The organism is Martinezella tropici, from assembly GCF_008370325.1.
GTDB classification, from domain to species: domain Bacteria; phylum Pseudomonadota; class Alphaproteobacteria; order Rhizobiales; family Rhizobiaceae; genus Rhizobium; species Rhizobium tropici_B.
The window spans coordinates 304,790-324,251 of the sequence record NZ_VNIP01000004.1 but is presented as its reverse complement, the minus strand read 5'-3'; the positions used below and the strand labels follow the sequence as shown (position 1 = coordinate 324,251).

General features: G+C 61.2%; 18 protein-coding genes. 10 read left to right on the top strand and 8 right to left on the bottom strand.

What is annotated here, in order from left to right:
- The first annotated feature begins 20 nt into the window (after positions 1-20).
- The 8 genes from FP026_RS07245 to FP026_RS07210 all read left to right on the top strand — a co-directional run bounded on the left by FP026_RS07245 (position 21) and on the right by FP026_RS07210 (position 8,240).
- Positions 21-1,301: an ABC transporter substrate-binding protein gene (locus FP026_RS07245; RefSeq protein ID WP_149633942.1), complete on the top strand. Its 1,281-nt coding sequence runs from the start codon at positions 21-23 to the stop codon at positions 1,299-1,301.
- A gap of 50 nt (positions 1,302-1,351) precedes the next feature.
- Positions 1,352-2,071 (top strand): ABC transporter ATP-binding protein, encoded by a 720-nt coding sequence (locus tag FP026_RS07240; RefSeq protein WP_149633941.1) that lies wholly within the window; start codon positions 1,352-1,354, stop codon positions 2,069-2,071.
- The gene (locus FP026_RS07235) at positions 2,071-2,793 is read left to right on the top strand and encodes an ABC transporter ATP-binding protein (protein ID WP_149633940.1); all 723 of its coding nucleotides are present in this window, start codon (positions 2,071-2,073) and stop codon (positions 2,791-2,793) included. The genes FP026_RS07240 and FP026_RS07235 overlap by 1 nt, the downstream gene beginning before the upstream one ends.
- Complete coding sequence (locus FP026_RS07230) at positions 2,780-3,643, top strand: branched-chain amino acid ABC transporter permease (protein WP_149633939.1); 864 nt, start codon at positions 2,780-2,782, stop codon at positions 3,641-3,643. Before FP026_RS07235 ends, FP026_RS07230 begins: the two co-directional genes overlap by 14 nt.
- Positions 3,644-3,650: 7 nt before the next feature.
- Positions 3,651-4,766 (top strand): branched-chain amino acid ABC transporter permease, encoded by a 1,116-nt coding sequence (locus FP026_RS07225; RefSeq protein ID WP_149633938.1) that lies wholly within the window; start codon positions 3,651-3,653, stop codon positions 4,764-4,766.
- Positions 4,759-6,513: an FAD-dependent oxidoreductase gene (locus tag FP026_RS07220; protein ID WP_149633937.1), complete on the top strand. Its 1,755-nt coding sequence runs from the start codon at positions 4,759-4,761 to the stop codon at positions 6,511-6,513. Before FP026_RS07225 ends, FP026_RS07220 begins: the two co-directional genes overlap by 8 nt.
- A gap of 7 nt (positions 6,514-6,520) precedes the next feature.
- Entirely contained in the window at positions 6,521-7,402 is an 882-nt protein-coding gene (locus FP026_RS07215; RefSeq protein WP_149633936.1) for an intradiol ring-cleavage dioxygenase, read from the top strand.
- A gap of 556 nt (positions 7,403-7,958) precedes the next feature.
- Positions 7,959-8,240: a type II toxin-antitoxin system Phd/YefM family antitoxin gene (locus tag FP026_RS07210; protein ID WP_149633935.1), complete on the top strand. Its 282-nt coding sequence runs from the start codon at positions 7,959-7,961 to the stop codon at positions 8,238-8,240.
- 55 nt (positions 8,241-8,295) lie between these two features.
- Here FP026_RS07210 and FP026_RS07205 read toward each other — a convergent pair whose 3' ends face one another.
- Positions 8,296-8,784, bottom strand: a complete 489-nt coding sequence (locus FP026_RS07205; protein ID WP_149633934.1) for an NUDIX hydrolase — start codon at positions 8,782-8,784, stop codon at positions 8,296-8,298.
- Entirely contained in the window at positions 8,777-10,462 is a 1,686-nt protein-coding gene (locus FP026_RS07200; RefSeq protein WP_149633933.1) for a Na/Pi cotransporter family protein, read from the bottom strand. The genes FP026_RS07205 and FP026_RS07200 overlap by 8 nt, the downstream gene beginning before the upstream one ends.
- Before the next feature lie 390 nt (positions 10,463-10,852).
- Here FP026_RS07200 and FP026_RS07195 point away from each other — a divergent pair, with 390 nt between their 5' ends.
- Positions 10,853-11,659, top strand: a complete 807-nt coding sequence (locus tag FP026_RS07195; RefSeq protein WP_149633932.1) for an MBL fold metallo-hydrolase — start codon at positions 10,853-10,855, stop codon at positions 11,657-11,659.
- 115 nt (positions 11,660-11,774) lie between these two features.
- Here FP026_RS07195 and FP026_RS07190 read toward each other — a convergent pair whose 3' ends face one another.
- From FP026_RS07190 to FP026_RS07165, 6 genes are all read right to left on the bottom strand, one after another.
- Complete coding sequence (locus FP026_RS07190; protein WP_149633931.1) at positions 11,775-12,518, bottom strand: glycerophosphodiester phosphodiesterase family protein; 744 nt, start codon at positions 12,516-12,518, stop codon at positions 11,775-11,777.
- A gap of 12 nt (positions 12,519-12,530) precedes the next feature.
- Positions 12,531-13,409: an ABC transporter permease gene (locus FP026_RS07185; RefSeq protein WP_149633930.1), complete on the bottom strand. Its 879-nt coding sequence runs from the start codon at positions 13,407-13,409 to the stop codon at positions 12,531-12,533.
- A 10-nt stretch (positions 13,410-13,419) separates the two neighbouring features.
- On the bottom strand, positions 13,420-14,349 hold the full coding sequence (locus FP026_RS07180; RefSeq protein WP_149633929.1) for an ABC transporter permease: 930 nt from the start codon (positions 14,347-14,349) through the stop codon (positions 13,420-13,422).
- An 8-nt stretch (positions 14,350-14,357) separates the two neighbouring features.
- Positions 14,358-15,341: an ABC transporter ATP-binding protein gene (locus FP026_RS07175; RefSeq protein ID WP_149633928.1), complete on the bottom strand. Its 984-nt coding sequence runs from the start codon at positions 15,339-15,341 to the stop codon at positions 14,358-14,360.
- Complete coding sequence (locus FP026_RS07170) at positions 15,338-16,351, bottom strand: ABC transporter ATP-binding protein (RefSeq protein ID WP_149633927.1); 1,014 nt, start codon at positions 16,349-16,351, stop codon at positions 15,338-15,340. The genes FP026_RS07175 and FP026_RS07170 overlap by 4 nt, the downstream gene beginning before the upstream one ends.
- Positions 16,352-16,434: 83 nt before the next feature.
- Complete coding sequence (locus FP026_RS07165) at positions 16,435-18,069, bottom strand: ABC transporter substrate-binding protein (protein WP_149633926.1); 1,635 nt, start codon at positions 18,067-18,069, stop codon at positions 16,435-16,437.
- A 437-nt stretch (positions 18,070-18,506) separates the two neighbouring features.
- On the opposite strand from FP026_RS07165, the gene FP026_RS07160 reads away from it, so the two are divergent.
- Positions 18,507-19,442, top strand: coding sequence for a sugar-binding transcriptional regulator (locus FP026_RS07160; RefSeq protein ID WP_149633925.1), 936 nt, complete (start codon positions 18,507-18,509; stop codon positions 19,440-19,442).
- Positions 19,443-19,462: the final 20 nt, after the last annotated feature.

Sequence of the window (19,462 nt, the reverse complement as noted above, 5' to 3'; positions counted from 1 at the left end):
AGACAATGAGGGGAGGAAACATGTTCACAAGACGCGATTTTCTGAAGACGACAGCAGCTGGCGGGGCGCTGATTGCAGGCTCGGGCCTGCCCATGCCGGCGATTGCCAAGAATGCGGCGATCAAGCTCGGCTATGTCAGCCCGCAGACGGGGCCGCTCGCCGCCTTCGGCGAAGCCGACAAGTTCGTTATCGATGCCTTTCTGGCGACGACCAAGGCAAAGGGCCTGAACTACGAAGTCGTGGTCAAGGATAGCCAGTCGAACCCGAACCGTGCCGCCGAAGTCGCAAAGGAGCTGATCGTCGACAGCCAGATCAACCTGATGCTGGTGTCCTCGACGCCGGAGACGACCAATCCAGTCTCCACGACCTGCGAGGGCGAGGAGATACCCTGCATTTCCACTGTGGCGCCTTGGCAACCCTGGTTCATCGGCCAGCAGGGCAATCCGGGCGATCCCGCCTCATGGAAGCCGTTCAACTATGCCTATCATTTCTTCTGGGGCCTTGAGGACATCATTGCCGTCTATACCGGCATGTGGAGCCAGATCGAGACCAATAAGAAGGTTGGCGGTCTGTTCCCGAACGATGGTGACGGCAATGCCTGGGGCGATAAGATCGTCGGCTTCCCGCCGGTTCTCGAGAAGCTCGGCTATGGATTGACTGATACCGGCCGCTATCAGAACCTCACGGATGATTTTTCCGCTCAGATCAATGCCTTCAAGCAGGCGAAGACCGATATTTTGACCGGGGTGATGATCCCGCCCGATCTCACCACATTCTGGAACCAGGCCAAGCAGCAAGGCCTGAAGCCGAAGGTCGCCTCGATCGGCAAGGCGCTTCTCTTCCCGCAGACCGTCGAAGCACTGGGAAATGCCGGCCACAATCTGTCGACCGAGGTCTGGTGGACGCCGACGCATCCGTTCAAATCGTCGCTGACGGGCGAGACCGCAGCCACCGTGGCGGCCGCCTTCACCAAGACAACCGGCCGCCCATGGACCCAACCCATCGGCTTTGCCCATGCACTGTTCGAGCTTGCCGTCGATGTCATGACGCGGACCGAGGATGCGGGCGATGCCGAGGCCGTCGCCAAGGCGATCGGGGAAACCAAGCTCGATACGCTCGTCGGGTCGATCGCGTGGGGCAATGAGAAGTTGCCGCCCTTCGCGCGGAAGAATGTCGCCAAGACGCCGCTGGTTGGTGGCCAATGGCGGCTGAAATCCGGCGGCGGCTACGATCTCGTCGTCGTCGAAAACGGGCTGGCGCCGAACGTGCCGCTTGGCGGCAAGCTCGAAGCCCTGGCGTGAAAGGAAGGTTGCCCGGCACTCGATCGGGCAACCTCCAACGGAGAACGACAATGCCCATACTGGAATTGAAGGGAGTTTCGAAATCGTTCGGCGCGCTCGTCGTCGCCGAGGATATCGGTTTTTCCGTGGAGCCTGGCGAGGCGCTCGGCATTATCGGGCCGAACGGCGCCGGCAAATCGACGTTGTTCAACCTTATCAGCGGCAATCTCTCCGTTGCCGGAGGATCGATTGAGTTCGACGGCCGCGATGTTACCCATGTACCGCCGATGCAACGTTGCCTTGCCGGAATGGGCCGCACCTTCCAGATCCCGCAGCCGTTCGAACGCCTGACGACTTATGAAAACCTGCTCGTTGCCGGCGCCTTCGGCGCCAAGGCGCGGGAAGGTGATATAGCAGCTCTTTGTGCGGAGATTCTTGTCGAAGCCGGCCTGATCGCCAAGGCGAATGTGCAGGCCGGATCACTGACCCTGCTCGAACGCAAGCGGCTGGAACTTGCCCGGGCGCTCGCGACCCAGCCGAAGCTGCTGCTTCTCGACGAGATCGCCGGCGGGCTGACGGAAGGCGAGTGCCGTCAACTTGTCGCGACGATCAAGCGGGTCCACCAGCGCGGCATCGCCATCATCTGGATCGAGCATGTGCTGCACGCTTTGACGGCAGTGGCGGAGCGTATCCTCGTGCTCAATTTCGGCCGGGTGATCGGCATCGGCAAACCTGACGTGATCATGAACTCGAGCGAGGTGCGCGAGATCTATCTGGGGATGGACGTCTGATGGCGAGCCTTGTCGAAACCCGCGCCCTCATGGCTTCCTATGGCGATTTCCAGGCCGTCCTGGGTATCGATCTGCATCTCGAAGCCGGCGAGACCATCGCTGTCATCGGCGCCAACGGTGCCGGCAAATCGACGCTGATGCGCTCGATTGCGGGTGTCATCGCCAACCAGCCCGAGATGATCCTGCATCGCGGCGAACCGATCGGTGCCCTGGCCGCCTCCGACGTGGTGCGTCGCGGCATCGCGCTCGTGCCTGAGGGGCGAAAGCTGTTTCCGTCGCTGACGGTCGAGGAGAACCTGCAGATCGGCCGTTATGGCCGCCGTGTCGGCGGGCCGTGGACGCTCGATAGCATCTATTCGCTGTTCCCGGCTCTGAAGGAAAGACGACGCAATCCAGCGACGTCTCTATCAGGCGGGCAGCAGCAGATGGTCGCGATCGGCCGGGCGCTGATGTCCAATCCTGAGGTCCTTCTCTGCGATGAGCTGAGCCTCGGTCTCGCGCCGGTAGTCATCAAGGACATCTATGCTGCCTTTTCGCATATCCGGGCGGCGGGTGCCGCCATCGTCATCGTCGAGCAGGATATCGCCCAGGCGCTGAAGGTTGCCGACCGTGTCTATTGCATGATGGAGGGCCGCATCACTCTGACCGGTCGCCCGGTCGAGCTCGACCGCGCCGAGATCCATGCGGCCTATTTCGGAGCGGATACCCATGAACTGGCTTGATACGCTTCTGCAAGGTATTCTGCTCGGTGGCCTCTACGCGCTGTTTGCCGCAGGCCTCAGCCTTGTTTTCGGCATCATGCGTCTCGTTAATCTCGCCCATGGCGATCTCATCGTGCTGGCGGCTTTCCTGATCCTGGTGCTTGTCTCCTTGCTCGGGCTTAATCCTTTCCTGGCTGCGCTGATCGCAGCACCCCTGATGTTCGCCGCTGGCTGGCTGCTGCAATATCATCTGCTGAACCGCACTCTCGGCAAGGATATCCTGCCGCCTCTGCTCGTTACCTTCGGCCTGTCGATCGTGATCCAGAACGGACTTCTGGAAGGCTTTACTGCCGACAGCCGTCGCATCTCCGCTGGCGCGCTGGAAACGGCCTCGCTGCAATTCGGCGGCGTTAATGCCGGCCTGATGCCGCTTCTGACCTTTGCCTCCGCTGTCCTCGTCATCGTCGCCCTCAATCAACTGATCTATCGCACCGAGCTTGGTCGTGCCTTCCGGGCGACTTCGGACGATGTCGTGACGGCGAGCCTGATGGGCATCCGTCCCAATTCCATCTTTGCCGTCGCGACCGGGCTTGCGATGATGATCGTGACCGTCGCCGCACTCTACCTCGGCATGCGTGCTAACTTCGATCCGACGGCCGGGCCGGCACGGCTCCTCTACGCCTTCGAAGCCGTCATCATCGGGGGCCTCGGCTCGCTGTGGGGCACGCTTGCCGGCGGTATCATCCTGGGGGTCGCCCAGACACTTGGCGCGGCGATCAATCCCGAATGGCAAATCCTCGCCGGGCATATCGCCTTCCTGCTCGTGCTACTCTTTCGGCCGCGCGGCCTTTTCCCTCGGGCAGTGGATTGAGGGCGCTATGACCACAGGTTTCGAAACAATGTCGACCGAAATCGCAGCGCCCAAGGGCTGGCGCGTGGAAACACGCACGAGGCTTTCCGGTATCTTCGCCGTGCTCTCGCTTGTCGCGGTTGTCGTGCTCGCAGCCGCGCCCTTCCTGGTGTCGCGCGGCGTCGTGCAGGATCTCTTCTTCATTCTGACCATGCTGGCGCTGGCGCAAAGCTGGAACCTGCTTGCTGGCTATGCGGGTCTGATCTCCGTGGGACAGCAGCTCTTCGTCGGCTGCGGCGCCTATGCGCTGTTCGGCTTCGTCATTCTTGCGGGCCTCGACCCGATCCTCGCCATTCCGCTTGCTGGGCTCTTCGCCATGCTGATCGCCGCGCCAGCCGCATTCTTCTCCTTCCGGCTTTATGGTCCCTATTTCGCGATCGGCACCTGGGTTATTGCCGAAGTCGGGCGGTTGCTCTTTGCCCAGTGGAGGATGCTGGGCGGTGGAACGGGCACCTCGCTGCCGCGCGAAGCCACTAAGGATATGCTCGGCATCTCCCTGCTGCAAAATTGGTTCGGCATGCGTTCCGCAGCTGCGGCCGATGCGCTTGCCTATTGGCTGGCACTGGTTCTGACGGCGCTGACGATCGGCTTCATCTACCGGCTGTTGCGCAGCAAGCAGGGGCTTGGCCTTGCCGCCGTGCGCGACAATGAGACGGCAGCCCGTGCCCTCGGTGTCGATGCACACCGCCTGAAGATCGTCGTCTATCTGGGGACCGCTTTTGTGACCGGCATGGTCGGCGCCCTCATCTATCTACAGAAGGCGCGCATTTCGCCTGACGCCGCTTTCTCGCTCACCGACTGGACCGCCTATGTCGTCTTCATTGTTGTCATCGGCGGCATCGGCACCATCGAAGGGCCGCTGGTCGGCGTGCTCGTCTTCTTCCTGTTGCAGAATGCCTTTTCGAGCTACGGCTCCTGGTATCTCCTAGCGCTCGGGGCCGTCGCCATCGTCACGATGCTGTTCGCGCCACGAGGCCTGTGGGGACTCATATCCAGCCGCACCGGTTGGGAACTCTTTCCAGTCCGCCGCTTCCTGAGGGGGGGACCAATGCGACATGATGAAAAGGGAGGGCCAAATGGCTGACATCACCACCGACGTTCTGATTATCGGTACGGGACCCGCCGGTTCGGCGACCGCCGCACTGCTTGCGACCTGTGGTCTCGAGCCAATGATAATCAACCGCTATCGCTGGCTGGCAAGCACGCCACGCGCGCACATCACCAACCAGCGCACGATGGAGGTTCTGCGCGATCTCGGCCGCGACGTGGAGAAGGAGGCCTATCTCTTTGCGACCGAGCAGGATCTGATGGGCCAGAACGTCTTCTGTACGGCGGTTGCCGGTGAGGAGATCGGCCGCATGCAGAGCTGGGGCAACCATCCGCTGTCGCGTGCCGAGCACCTTCTCTCATCGCCCACTCACATGAACGATCTGCCGCAGACCTACATGGAGCCGCTGCTGTTCAAGACTGCCTGTTCGCGCGGCGCGCAGGCGCGCATGTCAACCGAGTACGTGAGCCATGTCCAGGATGCCGAGGGGGTCACGACGACCTGTCTCGACCGTCTGGTCGGTAAGGAATTGACCATCCGCTCGAAATTCCTGATCGGTGCTGATGGCGGGAACTCCAAGGTGGCGGAGCATGCGGGTTTGACATTCGAAGGCAAGATGGGCGTCGCCGGCTCGATGAACATTCTGTTCGAGGCCGATCTATCGCGCTATGTCGCGCACCGTCCGTCAGTGCTCTACTGGGTGCTGCAGCCCGGCGCTGATGTCGGTGGTATCGGCATGGGTCTGGTGCGCATGGTGCGGCCATGGAACGAATGGCTGATCGTCTGGGGCTATGACATCAACCAGCCCGCGCCCCAGGTCGACGATGCCTTCGCCACCAAGGTCGTGCGCGAACTGATCGGCGTTGCCGATCTCCAGCCGAAGATCAAGTCAGTCTCGACCTGGACTGTGAACAACATGTACGCCACGACAATGTCGAACGGCCGAGTGTTCTGTATGGGGGATGCCACCCATCGCCATCCGCCCTCGAACGGTCTCGGCTCCAACACGTCTATCCAGGATGGCTTTAATCTTGCCTGGAAGCTCGCGCTGGTCCTCAAGGGTCAGGCTGGCATTGGCCTGCTTGATAGCTACCAGGCGGAGCGTGCGCCGGTCGCCAAGCAGATCGTCACCCGTGCCAACAAGTCGATCGAGGAATTCGGGCCGATCTTCAAGTCGCTCGGCCTGCTCGATTCCGTCGATCCGGTGAAGATGCAGCAGAATATGGATGCGCGCTGCGATGACACCGCCGATGCCGAACGCCAGCGCACGGCAATCCGCGAGGCGATTGCTAATAAGGTCTATGAGTTCGACGCGCATGGTGTGGAGATGAACCATCGCTACGCCTCGAACGCCATCGTCAAGGACGAGCAGCCGGAGCCCGCTTTCGAGAAAGATGCGGAACTGCATTTCCAGCCGACGACGTGGCCAGGTGCGCGACTGCCGCATGCCTGGCTGTTCAACGACAGTGGCGAGAAGGTATCGAGCCTCGATCTGACCGGCCACGGTGCCTTCACTGTGTTGACCGGCATCGGCGGCGACGGCTGGGTCGCGGCGGCAAAGACGCTGTCGAAAGAGTTCGGCCTGCCGATCGCCGTTCATAAGATCGGCCCGCGGCAGGAGTGGCAGGACCTGACGGGAGACTGGGCACGTGCCCGCGAAGTCCGCGATGCGGGCGTGTTACTCGTGCGTCCGGACCATCACGTCGCTTGGCGCTCGCATGCGGCGGTCGATGACCCGGAACGCGAGCTTCGCCGCGTGCTTACAACAATTCTGGATCTGTGAGGCAATCATGAGCGTGGAAGAAAAAGGCTATTTCACCGAGGAGAATTCCGTCGAGGTGGTCACCGGCCGCAACGCCAACGCCCGGGATGCGCGGTTGAAGCAGGTGATGGAGGTTGTCACCCGCAAGCTGCATGAGGCGGTGAAGGAGCTGGAGCCGACGCAGGACGAGTGGATGGAGGCAATCCTCTTCCTGACCCGCACCGGCCATACCTGCACCGACTGGAGGCAGGAATTCATTCTGCTATCGGATATCCTCGGCGTCTCGATGCTGGTGGACGCGATCAACAACCGCAAGCCGTCCGGCGCCTCGGAAAGCACGGTTCTCGGTCCCTTCCATGTTGCTGACGCGCCGGAACTGCCGATGGGCGCCAATATCTGCCTCGACCAAAAGGGTGAGGACATGGTGATCAGCGGCCGCATTCTCGATACCGAGGGCAGGCCGATCGAAAACGCGGTGCTGGACGTCTGGCAGGCGAATGACGAAGGCTTCTATGATGTCCAGCAGAAGGGCATCCAGCCCGATTTCAACCTACGCGGCATCTTCCGCACCGGCAAGGATGGGCATTATTGGTTCCGGGCGGTGAAGCCGAAATATTATCCAATTCCGGACGATGGTCCTGTGGGTCAATTGCTCGCCGCACTCGGCCGTCATCCGTACCGACCGGCCCATCTGCACTACATCATCAAGGCGGACGGTTTCGAGACGCTGACGACCCACATCTTCGATCCAGACGACCCTTATATCCATTCCGATGCGGTGTTCGGTGTCAAGGAAAGCCTGCTGGCCGAGTTCAGGCTCATGGATGATCCGGCACGGGCAAAGGAGCTCGGCTTTGACGGCAAATTCTGGAAAGTTGAACATGATTTCGTGCTCGCACCATCCCGGTGATCGAGGGGTGCATATCTCAGGTGCCTTGATTATCAGAAGGAGCCTGTACGCGGGACGGTTCTCCAACGTTGGAGACGTCTACGCCCTGTCTTCTGCATTCTCAAACGACTTCAGTCGTATGTTGGTCAAGGGACGAGATCCCTTCAAGGGGATACCTGCGCTACCATGGATGCAGAAGCTTCAGGTTTCGCTCGACGGTCGCCGGATCGATAAGCTCCTGGTGAGCGCAGACGACGTTGCTCGCTAAGCCCGATCATTGGGGCTCTGCAGCGACTTGAAACACACAGCGGTACTCTCTCTTCTGTGGCCATATCGGCTTTAGTTCCATAATATAGATTATGCCAGAAATGCCCTTTTAACGTGCATTAAATACGATTAATGCACGTTGCGGATGAACGCAATACCGCCCGCCCGGCATGCAGATGATCCCGGTGATTCTCTGGGCGTCCAGCGCCCGCCACCGAAACAGTTTTCCTCTTCCTCTTTCAGCCAATCAGTCAATGCCTCGAGTCAGACCATTAACGGTCTATATTCTGGTCAAAAGGAGATCGGATCGATGAAATTCTCAGAACAGGTCAAGCCCATCAGTTATCTAAAGGCTCATGCACCGGAAGTCATTCGCCAGCTTGGCGATGACCGGAACCCTGTCGTGATTACATTGTATGGTAAGGCAAAAGCCGTCCTTCAGGACGTTACGCAATATGAGGAGACGCAGGAAACGCTGGCGCTTCTGAAGGTGCTGGCGCTAACCAATAAGCAGGTCGAGAACGGAAAAGTCCGCACTGCGAAAGAAACCTTCGCACGCCTTCGTGCACGCCTATCGAATTCTGAAGCTTAATGCTGCATCAATACGATTTATGCGGAGCGCCATTAGGAGACGATCGCCGCTTTCCTCATTTGTCCGGCTCGAGTGCCGCCCCCACCCTGCGTAAAAGGCTCTTCAGCTCTGGCTCGCGGACAAGGGCAGCCGCTTCGTGGGGTGAAAACCATTGCAGTTGGCGTTGGCCGCGCTCCGGAAAGCGATCGACCAATTCGGCGACTTCAAGAAGGTGGACTTGAACGACAGAGGGGACGGTCTCGCCGGTAGCGAGGACTTTGAGATAGGTGTAGTAGCCGAAGCGCTTCTTTCTGGCCTTTCCTTTGACACCCGCCTCTTCCCAGGCCTCGCGTTCGGCGACCTGATGCGGAAGCTTCCTGTCCATCGCCCATCCCTTGGGAATGACCCATCGGCCGCTATCGCGCGAGGTGATCAGAAGGATTTCGATACCTTCCTGCCCCTGCGACCGCCGGTAACAAATCGCGCCATATTGCTCGATGGACCGGCCGGCGAAGAGTTTGTCGGCCTCGCCGGCCAGACGGCGGAGATAGGTCTTTTTAGTCATTCGCGGTCACGGCTGTCTGTGGCACCGGGCTCGGCGTACGGCTCTGCAAAAGTTCACCGCGCTCTTCCAGAACGGGATAAGCGGCGGCGGCGACAAGATGGGAATTGATCTGCTTCAGATCGCGCAGCAGATCGAGATGGAGGGAGCTGGTCTCGGCGGTCTCGATGCCCCCCTGCCGCAGCCGCTGGAAATGGGCTTCCGTACCCTCGCGCTCCGCCTTGCGGAAGATCACCTTTTCCTCCGCCAGCATGCGGGCGGCGCTCTCGTTCTGCGTCATGAACAGGGCTGCCGTTGTCCGCAGGTTCGATTGCAATCGGTCGAACAGCCTTGCCAGCTCGAGCTGCCCCTCCTTCGAGAAGCTCAAACCCCGGCGCAGGCGTTTGGCCAGGTGCGGCAGCAGGTTCTGGTCGAGAACATCGCCGGCATGCTCCATGTTCATCGAAAACAGCAATATCTCGTTCAAACGCCGTCTGTCGGCTTCGCCGAGCTCATCGGGGTCGATCGAAGTCAGATAGGTCTTAACCGCAGTGTTGAGGCTGTCGAGGATATTATCGAGCGACCGCAGCCGCGCCAATGCCCGCCGATCGGTGTCCGATAGCGCCGATTTCGCGCCGGCGAGCATGTCCGACAAGACGTCGACCAGCCTCAACGCCTCTCGCGCCGCAGCCCCGAGAGCAACCACAGGTGTCTCCTTGGCGGCTGGATCGAGATATCTGGGTCGTGCCGGATCAGCCTCGTCGATCTTCTGCGGCAGCAGTTTCGTCAAAAGATCGGCATAGGGCCGCAGCAGCGGCATGAAGACCACCGCCAGAACGACGTTGAAGGCACTGTGAAAATTGGCGACCGCACGGCCGCTGTCGCTGTCGACCATCGCCGACAGGCGCGTGGCGGGCTCGAGCAGACCGATCACCGCGATCACCCCGACAATGCGCGTCAGCATGTTGCCGATCGGCAGCCGCTTGACGGATAGATCGGCGCCCGACTGCCCTTCGATCAGCGGGTTGATCGCGGTTCCCATATTGGCGCCGAGAACAAGAGCAAAGGCCTGATCGAGATCGACAAGACCCTTGCTTGCCAGGGACATGATGAGCAGCACCACGGCAACGCTGGAATGGGCGGCCCATGTGAGGATTGCCGCCAGAAGCATGCTGAGCACCGGCGTTGCGGCGATCCCATCCAGCACATAGGCAAGTGCTTTCGACCCTTCATATTGCGTCATCAGATCAAGCAGCTGATGTAGCGCCAGAAGCATGAAGCCGAGCCCGATCATGACGCGGCCGAGATCGTGAATGCGCGAATTCGCGACCCGCCGGAACATCAGGACGCCGATAAGGATGAGCGCCGGCGAAGCGGCCGCGACATCGAAGGACAGCACCTGCACGATCAGGGTCGTTCCCACATTAGCGCCCAGCATGACGGCAAGCGCCGGCACGAGGTCCACCAGCCCGCCGGCTGCAAAGCCCGATGCCATCAGGCCGGTTGCCGTGCTGCTCTGCAGGATCGCGGTGACACCGATCCCGGCGAAAAACGCCTTCATGCGGTTGCTCAAGGCGCGGCCGAGAAAAGAGCGAAGATCCGGGCCGAAGGCGCGTTGGATGCCAGTCTGGACCATGCGCGTACCCCATAGCAACAGGGCGATGTGGCCGGCCAAGGCAACCAGGCCGAAAATAAGCGCCATAGCGGTCCTCCGTATGTTAGCGACGACCGGACAAATGCGGAACATCACCATCTCGAGTTAACTAAGCTTTTATTAGCCGACTATGTTCTTCGTCTTTACGCCTTTTGCAAGGCCAGATTGTCATAAAACAAACGAAGGAATGTTTTTATCGTTTAAAATCATAATGATGGGATGAGATAAATCCTGTCATTACTTAGGATGAATATCCATTTCGCCCGCAAAGGCTCGTCTGAAAACGACGATTTTCGGTCCGCAACGATATTATCCGATGGCGTTGCCTTGCCTTTTTCGCTTTGATCCGTCCGACGTCTGGCCAATATAGCATAAAACGTCTGTCGCGCGGCGCCCCCTGCCCGCAGGCTGGGAAGACAAGCAGTCGAGGACTTCAAGATGACGTGTTTTATCTGCATCACATGCGGCACGCAGTTCCGCGAAAGCGACGCGCCGCCGTCAACCTGCCCGACATGCGAGGATGATCGTCAATTCGTGCCCCAATCAGGGCAGGAATGGACCGACATGGCAACGCTTTGCCAAACCCATAGCGTGACCTGGAATAAAGAAGCGGAAGGCGTTCACAGCCTGCAGATCTCGCCTTCTTTCGGCATTGGCCAGCGCGCATTTCTGATCGAAGGTCCGGATGGCAATATCCTCTGGGATTGCCTCAGCCTCGTCGATGAGGCCAGCAAAGCCCGGATTGCCGCCATTGGCGGCTTGAGCGCGATCGCGATCTCCCATCCCCACTTCTATTCGTCGATGATCGAGTGGAGTGCGGCTTGCGGCGACGCAACCGTCCATATCCACGCCGATGACGCCAGATGGATGCAAAGATCCGGTTCCGCCCTGCGCCCGTGGACCGGTGAAACGCTGCGGATCGGCCAGGCGACCATGATCCGCTGCGGCGGTCATTTTGACGGCAGTTCCGTGCTCCATTGTCCCTGGCTCGAGGGCGGCCGAGGCGCCCTTTTCGTCGGCGACACCATGCAGGTCACCATGGACCGCAAATTCGTCAGCTTCATGCGCAGCTATCCGAACCTCATTCCCCTCGCCGCCAAGGCGGTTACGGCAATTTCGCAGGCCGTACAGCCGTACCGGTTCGAGACGATCTATGGCGCATTCCCCGGCCGCACGGTCGAGAGCGACGGCAACCGCGTGGTGGAGCGCTCGGCTGAGAGATATGTTAAGGCGATCGCGGGCTAGAGCCCCTACTCCGGATCACCGTGGAGGATCGATCCGGTACGAATATGCACGCCATCCTGGGTCATCGCCGTCAGTGAGACGCTGCCGGATCTGCCGCGTCAGCCGGCGCGGAAGATCATGTCACGATCAGCGAGCGCAGCTTCAATGCGAGATCGGGGCTGTCCGAAGTCAAGCTGCCGATACCCCGTTTCAGCCAATGGCGGATATTTGCCTCGTCGTTGATCGTCCAGACGCAGAGCCGTTCCAGAGGCAGCCGATCGCGGATCAGATCCCATTCGGCTTCCATAAGCTCGTGGTGGATGGCGATGATCTTCACCAGCTCATCCACCCGGTCGATGAAGGCGGCGAGCCCGCCATACCTTTCAGCCCAGGCGGCGTTGACGGAAACGAGACGCGAAATTTTTGGAGCATGACGGCGGCAATCCTCCAGGACCGACAGATCGAAGGAGGTCAGATAGGAGCGTTCCTCGATGCCGAAGCGGGCGAGCTCATCCGCTACCCGCGTCGCAATGTCCGGGTAAGGGGTTCCATTCCCGTCGACCTTGATTTCGACATGCAGGTCGATCGCATCGTTCGGTGCAAGCACTTGCAGCACCTCGGAAAGGGTCGGAATTGTCTCGTTCGTGCCCTTCAGCCGGATCGCCTTGCGGCCCTCGATCGACAGCTCCCGTACGGCACCGGCGCTTTCGGCGGTGCGTTCAAGGGTCGGGTCATGAATAACGACGAGTTCGCCGGCCAGCGTCAGATGGACATCGAATTCGACGGCATCCGCACCCAACGCAGCAGCATTGCGAAAGCCGGTGAGCGAATTTTCGGGCCAGAGGTTGCGGGCGCCGCGATGGCCGGTAATCAAGGTCATGGAGCATATTTCCTATCGGATCGTGGGATCGAGCTTGTCGCGCAGCCAATCGCCGACGAGCGAAATGGAAAGCGTTGTCAGCATGATGACGATGGCAGGCGCCAGCATGATCCAGGGCGCACGCGTCAGATATTCCCGGCCGAAGCCGACCATGTTGCCAAGGCTGGTTTCCGGCGGCTGCACACCGAGGCCGAGAAAGGACAGGCCGCTTTCCATCAGGATGATTTCAGGGAAAGTCAGCGTCATGGAAACGATCAGCGTCGAGGCGACATTGGGAAGGATATGGCGCAGATAAACGCGCATTGGCGTCGCGCCGAGCTGCACCACCGCGGCGGCATAGCCCTGAGCCCCGGCGGCGATGGCAAGCCCTCGCGCGATGCGCGCATAGCGCTCCCAACCATAGAAACCCATCAAGCATACGAGCAGCGGCATCGAGGAGCCGAAGAAGGCGAGTACCGCCAGCGACATGATGAGGAAGGGCAGCGCCGCCTGGAAATCCGCGAGCATCAGGACCAGATGCTCCACGAAGCCGCGGAATTGCGCCGCCAGAAAGCCGAGCAGCGTGCCGAAGATCGCAGACAGCAGCGTCGCGCCGAAGGCGATGACGAGCGATACCCGGATCGACTGAATGAGGCGCGAAAGCACATCGCGACCGAGTTCGTCGGTGCCGAGCAGATGCTTGGCTCCGCCCGGCGCAGACAGCCGGCTGGTCAGATCCATGGCAGTAATGTTGAAGGGGCGGACCTGATCGGCGAAAATTGCGGTCGCGACCATGGCCGCAAGCCATAGCAGGCAGAGAGCGACCGAAAACGGCACATTGCGACGCAAGAAGGAAACCAGGCCGCCCTGCTTTCGGGAGACCGGCGTTTCGATAAGATCTGATGTAGCCATCATGTTTTCCTCAGTGTCGTGCCGCATGCGACCGAAGCCGCGGGTCGAGCCAGCCGTAGAGCAGGTCGACGACGAGATTTGACACGACCATTGCTGCGGCGATGATGAGCAGGATGCATTGAACCACGGCAAGGTCGCGGTTGCTGACGGAAACCACCAGCAGGCGTCCGATGCCCGGCCAGGAAAAGATCGATTCCACCACGACGGCGCCTGCAAGCAGCGAGCCGACCATGAAGCCGACGATGGTGACGATCGGCACCGCCGCATTCGGCAGGGCATGCTTCCAGACCACGTCGCGCCATGTCAGCCCCTTGGCGGAAGCCGTGCGGATATAGGGTTGCCCCATGACCTCGATCATAGCGCTGCGCGAGAAACGCGCGAGGATACCGATCCCACCGATGCTCATGGTCAGTGTCGGCAGGATGCCATGCATCCAGGTATCCTGCCCGCCCGAGGGCAGCCAGCCGAGGATGACCGAGAAGATCAGCACGAGCACCAGCCCCATGACGAAGGAGGGAATGGTAAAGCCGAGCACGGCGGCAAGGATGACGCCGCGGTCTGTGAAGCTCTGGCGATGCAAGGCGGCATAGACGCCCGCCGGGATGCCGAGGACGAGCTTGAGAACAAGGGCTGGGATCGTCAGTTGCAGGGTCGCGGGCACGCGTTCCAGCACCAGATGCAGCGCCGAAGCCTTGTCGCGCATCGATACGCCGAAATCGCCGGTGAAGATCGATTTGATATAGGCGATGTATTGAATCCATAGAGGCTGGTCGAGACCCCAGGACTTGCGGAAGGCATCGACCGCTTCCTGCGGCACATCTGGCCCGAGCATCACCAAGGCCGGATCGCCCGACATGCGCAGCACGACGAAAGCGAAGGTAATGACGGCCAGGATCGTTAGTGCGGCACGGAAGAGGCGGACGAGAACAAAGCGAATCATGATGGCCCCTATGCCGCAACCGGCGCGGTTTCACCCGTCACGACATGACAGGCGGCGGTGCGTCCATCGCCAATCTCGCGCAGTTCCGGTGCGATGGAGCGGCATATGTCGCGAGCCAGCGGGCAACGGGGATGGAAGGCGCAGCCGGATGGGCGGCTTGCCGGGTTTGGCGGCTCGCCTTGCAGGATGATCCGATCCCGGAGCGGCTTGCCGGGCACGGGAATGCTCGAAACCAGCGCCTTGGTGTAAGGGTGCTGCGGCGAACGGAAGATGACGTCGGAAGAGGCCTCCTCCATGATGCGGCCGAGATACATCACGGCGACCCGATCCGCGACGTTGCGCACCACCTTCAGATCGTGACTGATGAAGATCATGGCGATGCCGTTCTGTTCCTGCAGGTCCCGCATCATGTTGATGACCTGTGCCTGGATCGATACGTCGAGTGCCGAAACCGGCTCGTCGCAGACGAGAAGCCTTGGTCGCGAGGCAAGCGCGCGGGCAATTACCGCGCGCTGACGCTGACCGCCGGAAAGCTCGTGGGGATAGCGTTCCGCCTGGTCGGCACGCAGCCCCACGGCGGCCATCAGTTCCGCCACGCGCATGGCATGATGTTCCTTCGGAAGCAGCTTATGGATCTCGAGCGGCTCGGCAATCTGGGCGGCGATCGTCAGGCGGCGATCGAGAGCTGCGAGCGGATCCTGGAAGACGAGCTGCATTTTCGCGCGCAGTCTCCGCCACTCCGCGCTGCCGCGTTCGGGCATCGGCCGGCCTTCGAAATGAATCGCGCCTTCCTGAGCGTCGTCGATCCCGAGGAGCATGCGCCCGAGCGTCGACTTGCCGGAACCGGATTCGCCGACGATGCCGAGCGTCTCGCCCGGCGCGACCGCCAGCGACACGCCGTCGACGGCGCGCACCGAGCTTGTGCGGCCGAAGAGGCCGCTACGCGTGCCGTAGATGCGCACAAGGTTGCGAGCCTCGATGAGCGGGGTCATTGCAACAGGCCCTCGGGAATATGGGCTCGGATCTCGGAAGCTCCTGCTGCCGGCACGGGCCGCAGGCAGGCGAGCTTGCGTCCGTGTTCGAGCGTAACAAGCTGCGGCCGCTCGTTGCGACAGTCCTCGACGGCGCGCGAACAGCGCGGTGAGAAGGAACAGCCCTTCGGCAGATGGTTCGGATTCGGCACGGTGCCGCGAATGGGGATCAGCCGCTCGCGGCCACCGTCGATGCGGGGAATGGCGTCGAACAGGCCACGCGTATAGGGATGGCGCGGTTCGGAGAAAAGCTGCTCGACACTGCCCTCCTCGACGATGCGCCCCGCATACATGACGCAGATGCGCTCGCACACCTGGCTGACGGCACCGAGATCATGGCTGATGAAGACGGTCGCCATGCCGGTCTCGGCGCGAAGCTCGATCAGCAGATCGAGGATCTGCGCCTGGATCGTCGCATCGAGCGCCGTCGTCGGCTCGTCGGCAATCAGAAGATCGGGTTGGCCGGCAAGCGCCATGGCGATCATCAGGCGCTGGCACTGGCCGCCGGAAAATTCATGCGGATAAGAATCGAAACGGCGACGCGCATCGGGAATGCCGACCATGTCCATCAGCCGCATCGCCTCCGCCCTTGCGGCCTCGCCGCGCAGGCCGCGATGGGCGGCGAGTGCCTCGGCAATCTGCCCGCCGATGCGCAGCACCGGATTGAGGGAGCTCGACGGATCCTGGAAGATCATTGCGATGCGCTTGCCCCGCACGCTTTCGAGCACGGAACGCCGTCCGCCGATCAGCTCGCGGCCTTCGAGCTTGACGGAGCCGGCAACACCAGCCTTGGCGGGCAGCAGGCCAAGGGCCGCCAGCCAGGTAACCGACTTGCCGCAGCCGGATTCGCCAACAAGGCCGAGCGCCTCGCCTTTGCCGACGTCAAGATTGATGCCGTGGAGAACCTGCACGCCGTCGAAGGTGACCGTCAGGTCGCGCAGTTCGATAAGGCTGGAGCTGGTCGTGCCCATATGTTTCATCCCTGCATTTCGTTCGAAGCAGAAGACGGCCCGCCGCGGGCTTGCCACCGCCGCGGGCCGAAGCGATGAGCCGGTCAGATCGACCAGTTGGCGGAGCGGAAGTCCATGGCGAAAGCCGGAGCCGCCTTCCATTTCAGCGATGACTTCATGCCGGTGAAGACGGCATTCTGATGCAGGACCTGGTAGACCGGGTCTTCGCGTTCGCAGATTTCGAGCATGCGGGCGATGGCCTTCTTGCGCAGCGCACGGTCGGTGGAGGTTTCCATGACGACGGAGAGCTTGTTCATCTCCTCGTTCGTCCACTCCTTCTTCTGCTGGACGTCGCCGTTCGGGCCGAACTGCACGACCATCGGCGTGATCGGATCGTTGATCGTGTTGGAGGCCGACCAGTCGCGCACGCCCTTGACGCCGGCCGGATCGTGGATCTGCGCCCAGTTTTCCTTCATCTGGATCTCGACGTTGATGCCGACCTGCTTCCACATCTCCACCATGATCTGGCCGTTCGCCGTCTGGTTCGTGTAGTAGTTGTTCAGCAGGCGGAACGGGATGGCATCGCCCTTGTAGTTTGCCTGCTTCAGAAGATCCTGGGCCAGCTTCGGATCATATTCCGGAGCCTTCCAGCCTTCGACGAACATGTCGCTGGAACGGAAGGATTCGAACTGCAGGCCGGCCGGGACGACGGTCTTGCCGCCCCAGAGCGCGTCGACAATCGCCTGACGGTCGATGGCATGGGTCATGGCGCGGCGCACCAGCGGGTTGGCAAGGACCGGGTTCTGTACGTTGAAGACCGAGACGCGGTGGTTCCAGATCGTCGAGTTTTGAACTTCATAGCCCGGAGCTGCCTGGACCGTGGCAATCTGGTCCGGCGGCAGGTCGCAGGCGAAGTCGTATTCGCCGGAGAGCAGGCCATTGACGCGCGAGGCGACTTCGGGAACCTCGACGAAGCGGATCTGCTCGAGCGGCGGCCGGCCGCCCCAATATTGGTCGAAGGCAACCAGCGTCAGCGAGACGTCGGGCTTGAATTCGCCGACCATGTAGGGACCGGTCGTAACGGGCTTGCGAGCCCAATCGGCATAAGTGGCGGCCTCATCCCAGCTGCGGCGGCTGACGATCTGGCTGCCGAAGGAATACAGGCGGCCTTCCAGCGTCACGTCGGGCGTCGCGTTGTGGAAACGCACCGTGTATTTATCGACGATCTCGACGCCGGCGAGCGCGGGCCACAGACGGCGGCCGACGCCGGGAATGGCGGCCGGCAATTCCTTGACGGTTGCGGGCTTGTGATCGTCTTCGAAAATCGTCTTGCCCCCTGCCGGCTCGGTATTGCCGAACACGCGCTCGCGCGAGAAGGAGAACGCGACGTCTTCAGCGGTGAGTTCATCCCCATTGTGGAACTTCACGCCCTGGCGCAGCTTGAGTTCGAGCGTCCTGTCGTCGAGGCGCTTCCACTCGGTGGCGAGGCCCGGAACTGGCCCCTGATTGCCCATCCAGTCACGCAGGATCAGGCCTTCCCAAAGGTTCGGGAAGAAAACGCGCTCGCCGACGTTGGACTGCTCGTTCCATATGTCGAGCGTGTTGTTGTTAGTGATCTTCTGGACCGCGATGGTGATGGACGGACGCTTGGCCTGGCTGAAGGCGAAGCGCGGCAGCATAAGCGTGCCGGCGGTTGCGCCGAGCAGGCCGAGCGCGCCGCGTCGATTGATCGAAAGCATCGGAAACTCCTCTTGTGATGACCCACGAGCCCCCCGGAGCCGCGCGGCCTTGCCTATTAAGATCGCTTGCATGTCGCCAGGTTGACGGCTGCATGAAGTTTCGGTTAACGCGCCCACCGCAGATGCGGCGAGGAGCAGTTTCGTCGCGCGAAATATCCGCGCGCCGAGATCAGCTGGCGGCCGCATTCCTGAATGCAAAGGCGCAGGGCGCTCCCCTGAAAACACGTGGGAAACGGCGGTGAACCTCCTCGTCGCTTACGGGAACGCCAGCGTCTCGAAGCGCCTGAGCCAGAGTGCCAATGGACATCGGCTCGCTGTCGATCGATGCGGCGTCGCAATCGGAGATCAGAAACTCTATCGTCATGCCGACGGCATTACGTTACATATGTTACATCTATGTGATGTTTGTAACTTTTAGACATATGGTCACGGGAAATATGGAATTGCACGAGATGAAGATCCGGGCGGCATGGCTCTACCACGTGGAAGGCCTGACCCAGGCCCAGATCGCGGAGCGGATGACCCTTACCCGCCGGCGGGTGAACGAATTGCTCGCCGCCGCCGTGGAAGAAGGGATCGTCAGGGTGAGCTTCGCCTCGCCGCTCACCGCTAGCATCGAGTTCGAATCGCGCTTATGCGAGCGCTTCGGCCTCGAAGGCGCGGTTGTGGTTCCGACGCCGGCCGATCCGCGCCTGCTCCATCAGGCAATCGGCCGCGGCGCCGCAGCTTATCTGGATCGGCTGATCCAGGCACGAAGGCCGCGCTCGATCGGCGTCGGCTGGGGAGCGACGCTGCGCGAGACGGTGAGCCATATGACGCCAACGAGCGAACCGCAGATCGAGGTGCGCTCGATGATGGGTGGGCTGGCACGCGGCTCGGAAATCAACACGTTTGAAATCGTGCGAGGCTTCGCCCAGGTACTGAAGGCGGAATGCCATTATTTTCTTGCTCCGATCTATGCGGAAAGCCCGCAATCGCGCGCGGCGATCATCTCCCAATCGGTCTTCGAAGGAGTTTTCCGCAAGACCTGCGAGGTGGATATGTCCTTCCTGAGCGTCGGCGACATGACCCGGCAATCGCTCCAGGTACGCTACGGGCTGCCGGCCGGCACGGATGTCGAAAGCCTTGCAATGGCCGGCGCGGTCGGCGATCTGCTCGGCCACTATCTCGGCGCGGACGGCAATCCTGTCGACCATCCGCTGAACGGAAAGGTGATTGCCCCGGATCTCGCCGATTATCGCGGCATACCCTGTCGCATCGTCGCTTCCGGCGGTGCACACAAGCAGGCGATCCTGCGCGCAGCGATCCGAGCCGCACTGGCAACGTCACTCATTACGGACGAGGAGAGCGCGAAGCTGTTGTTATCAGCCTGACGATATCGGGCAGCCAAAAC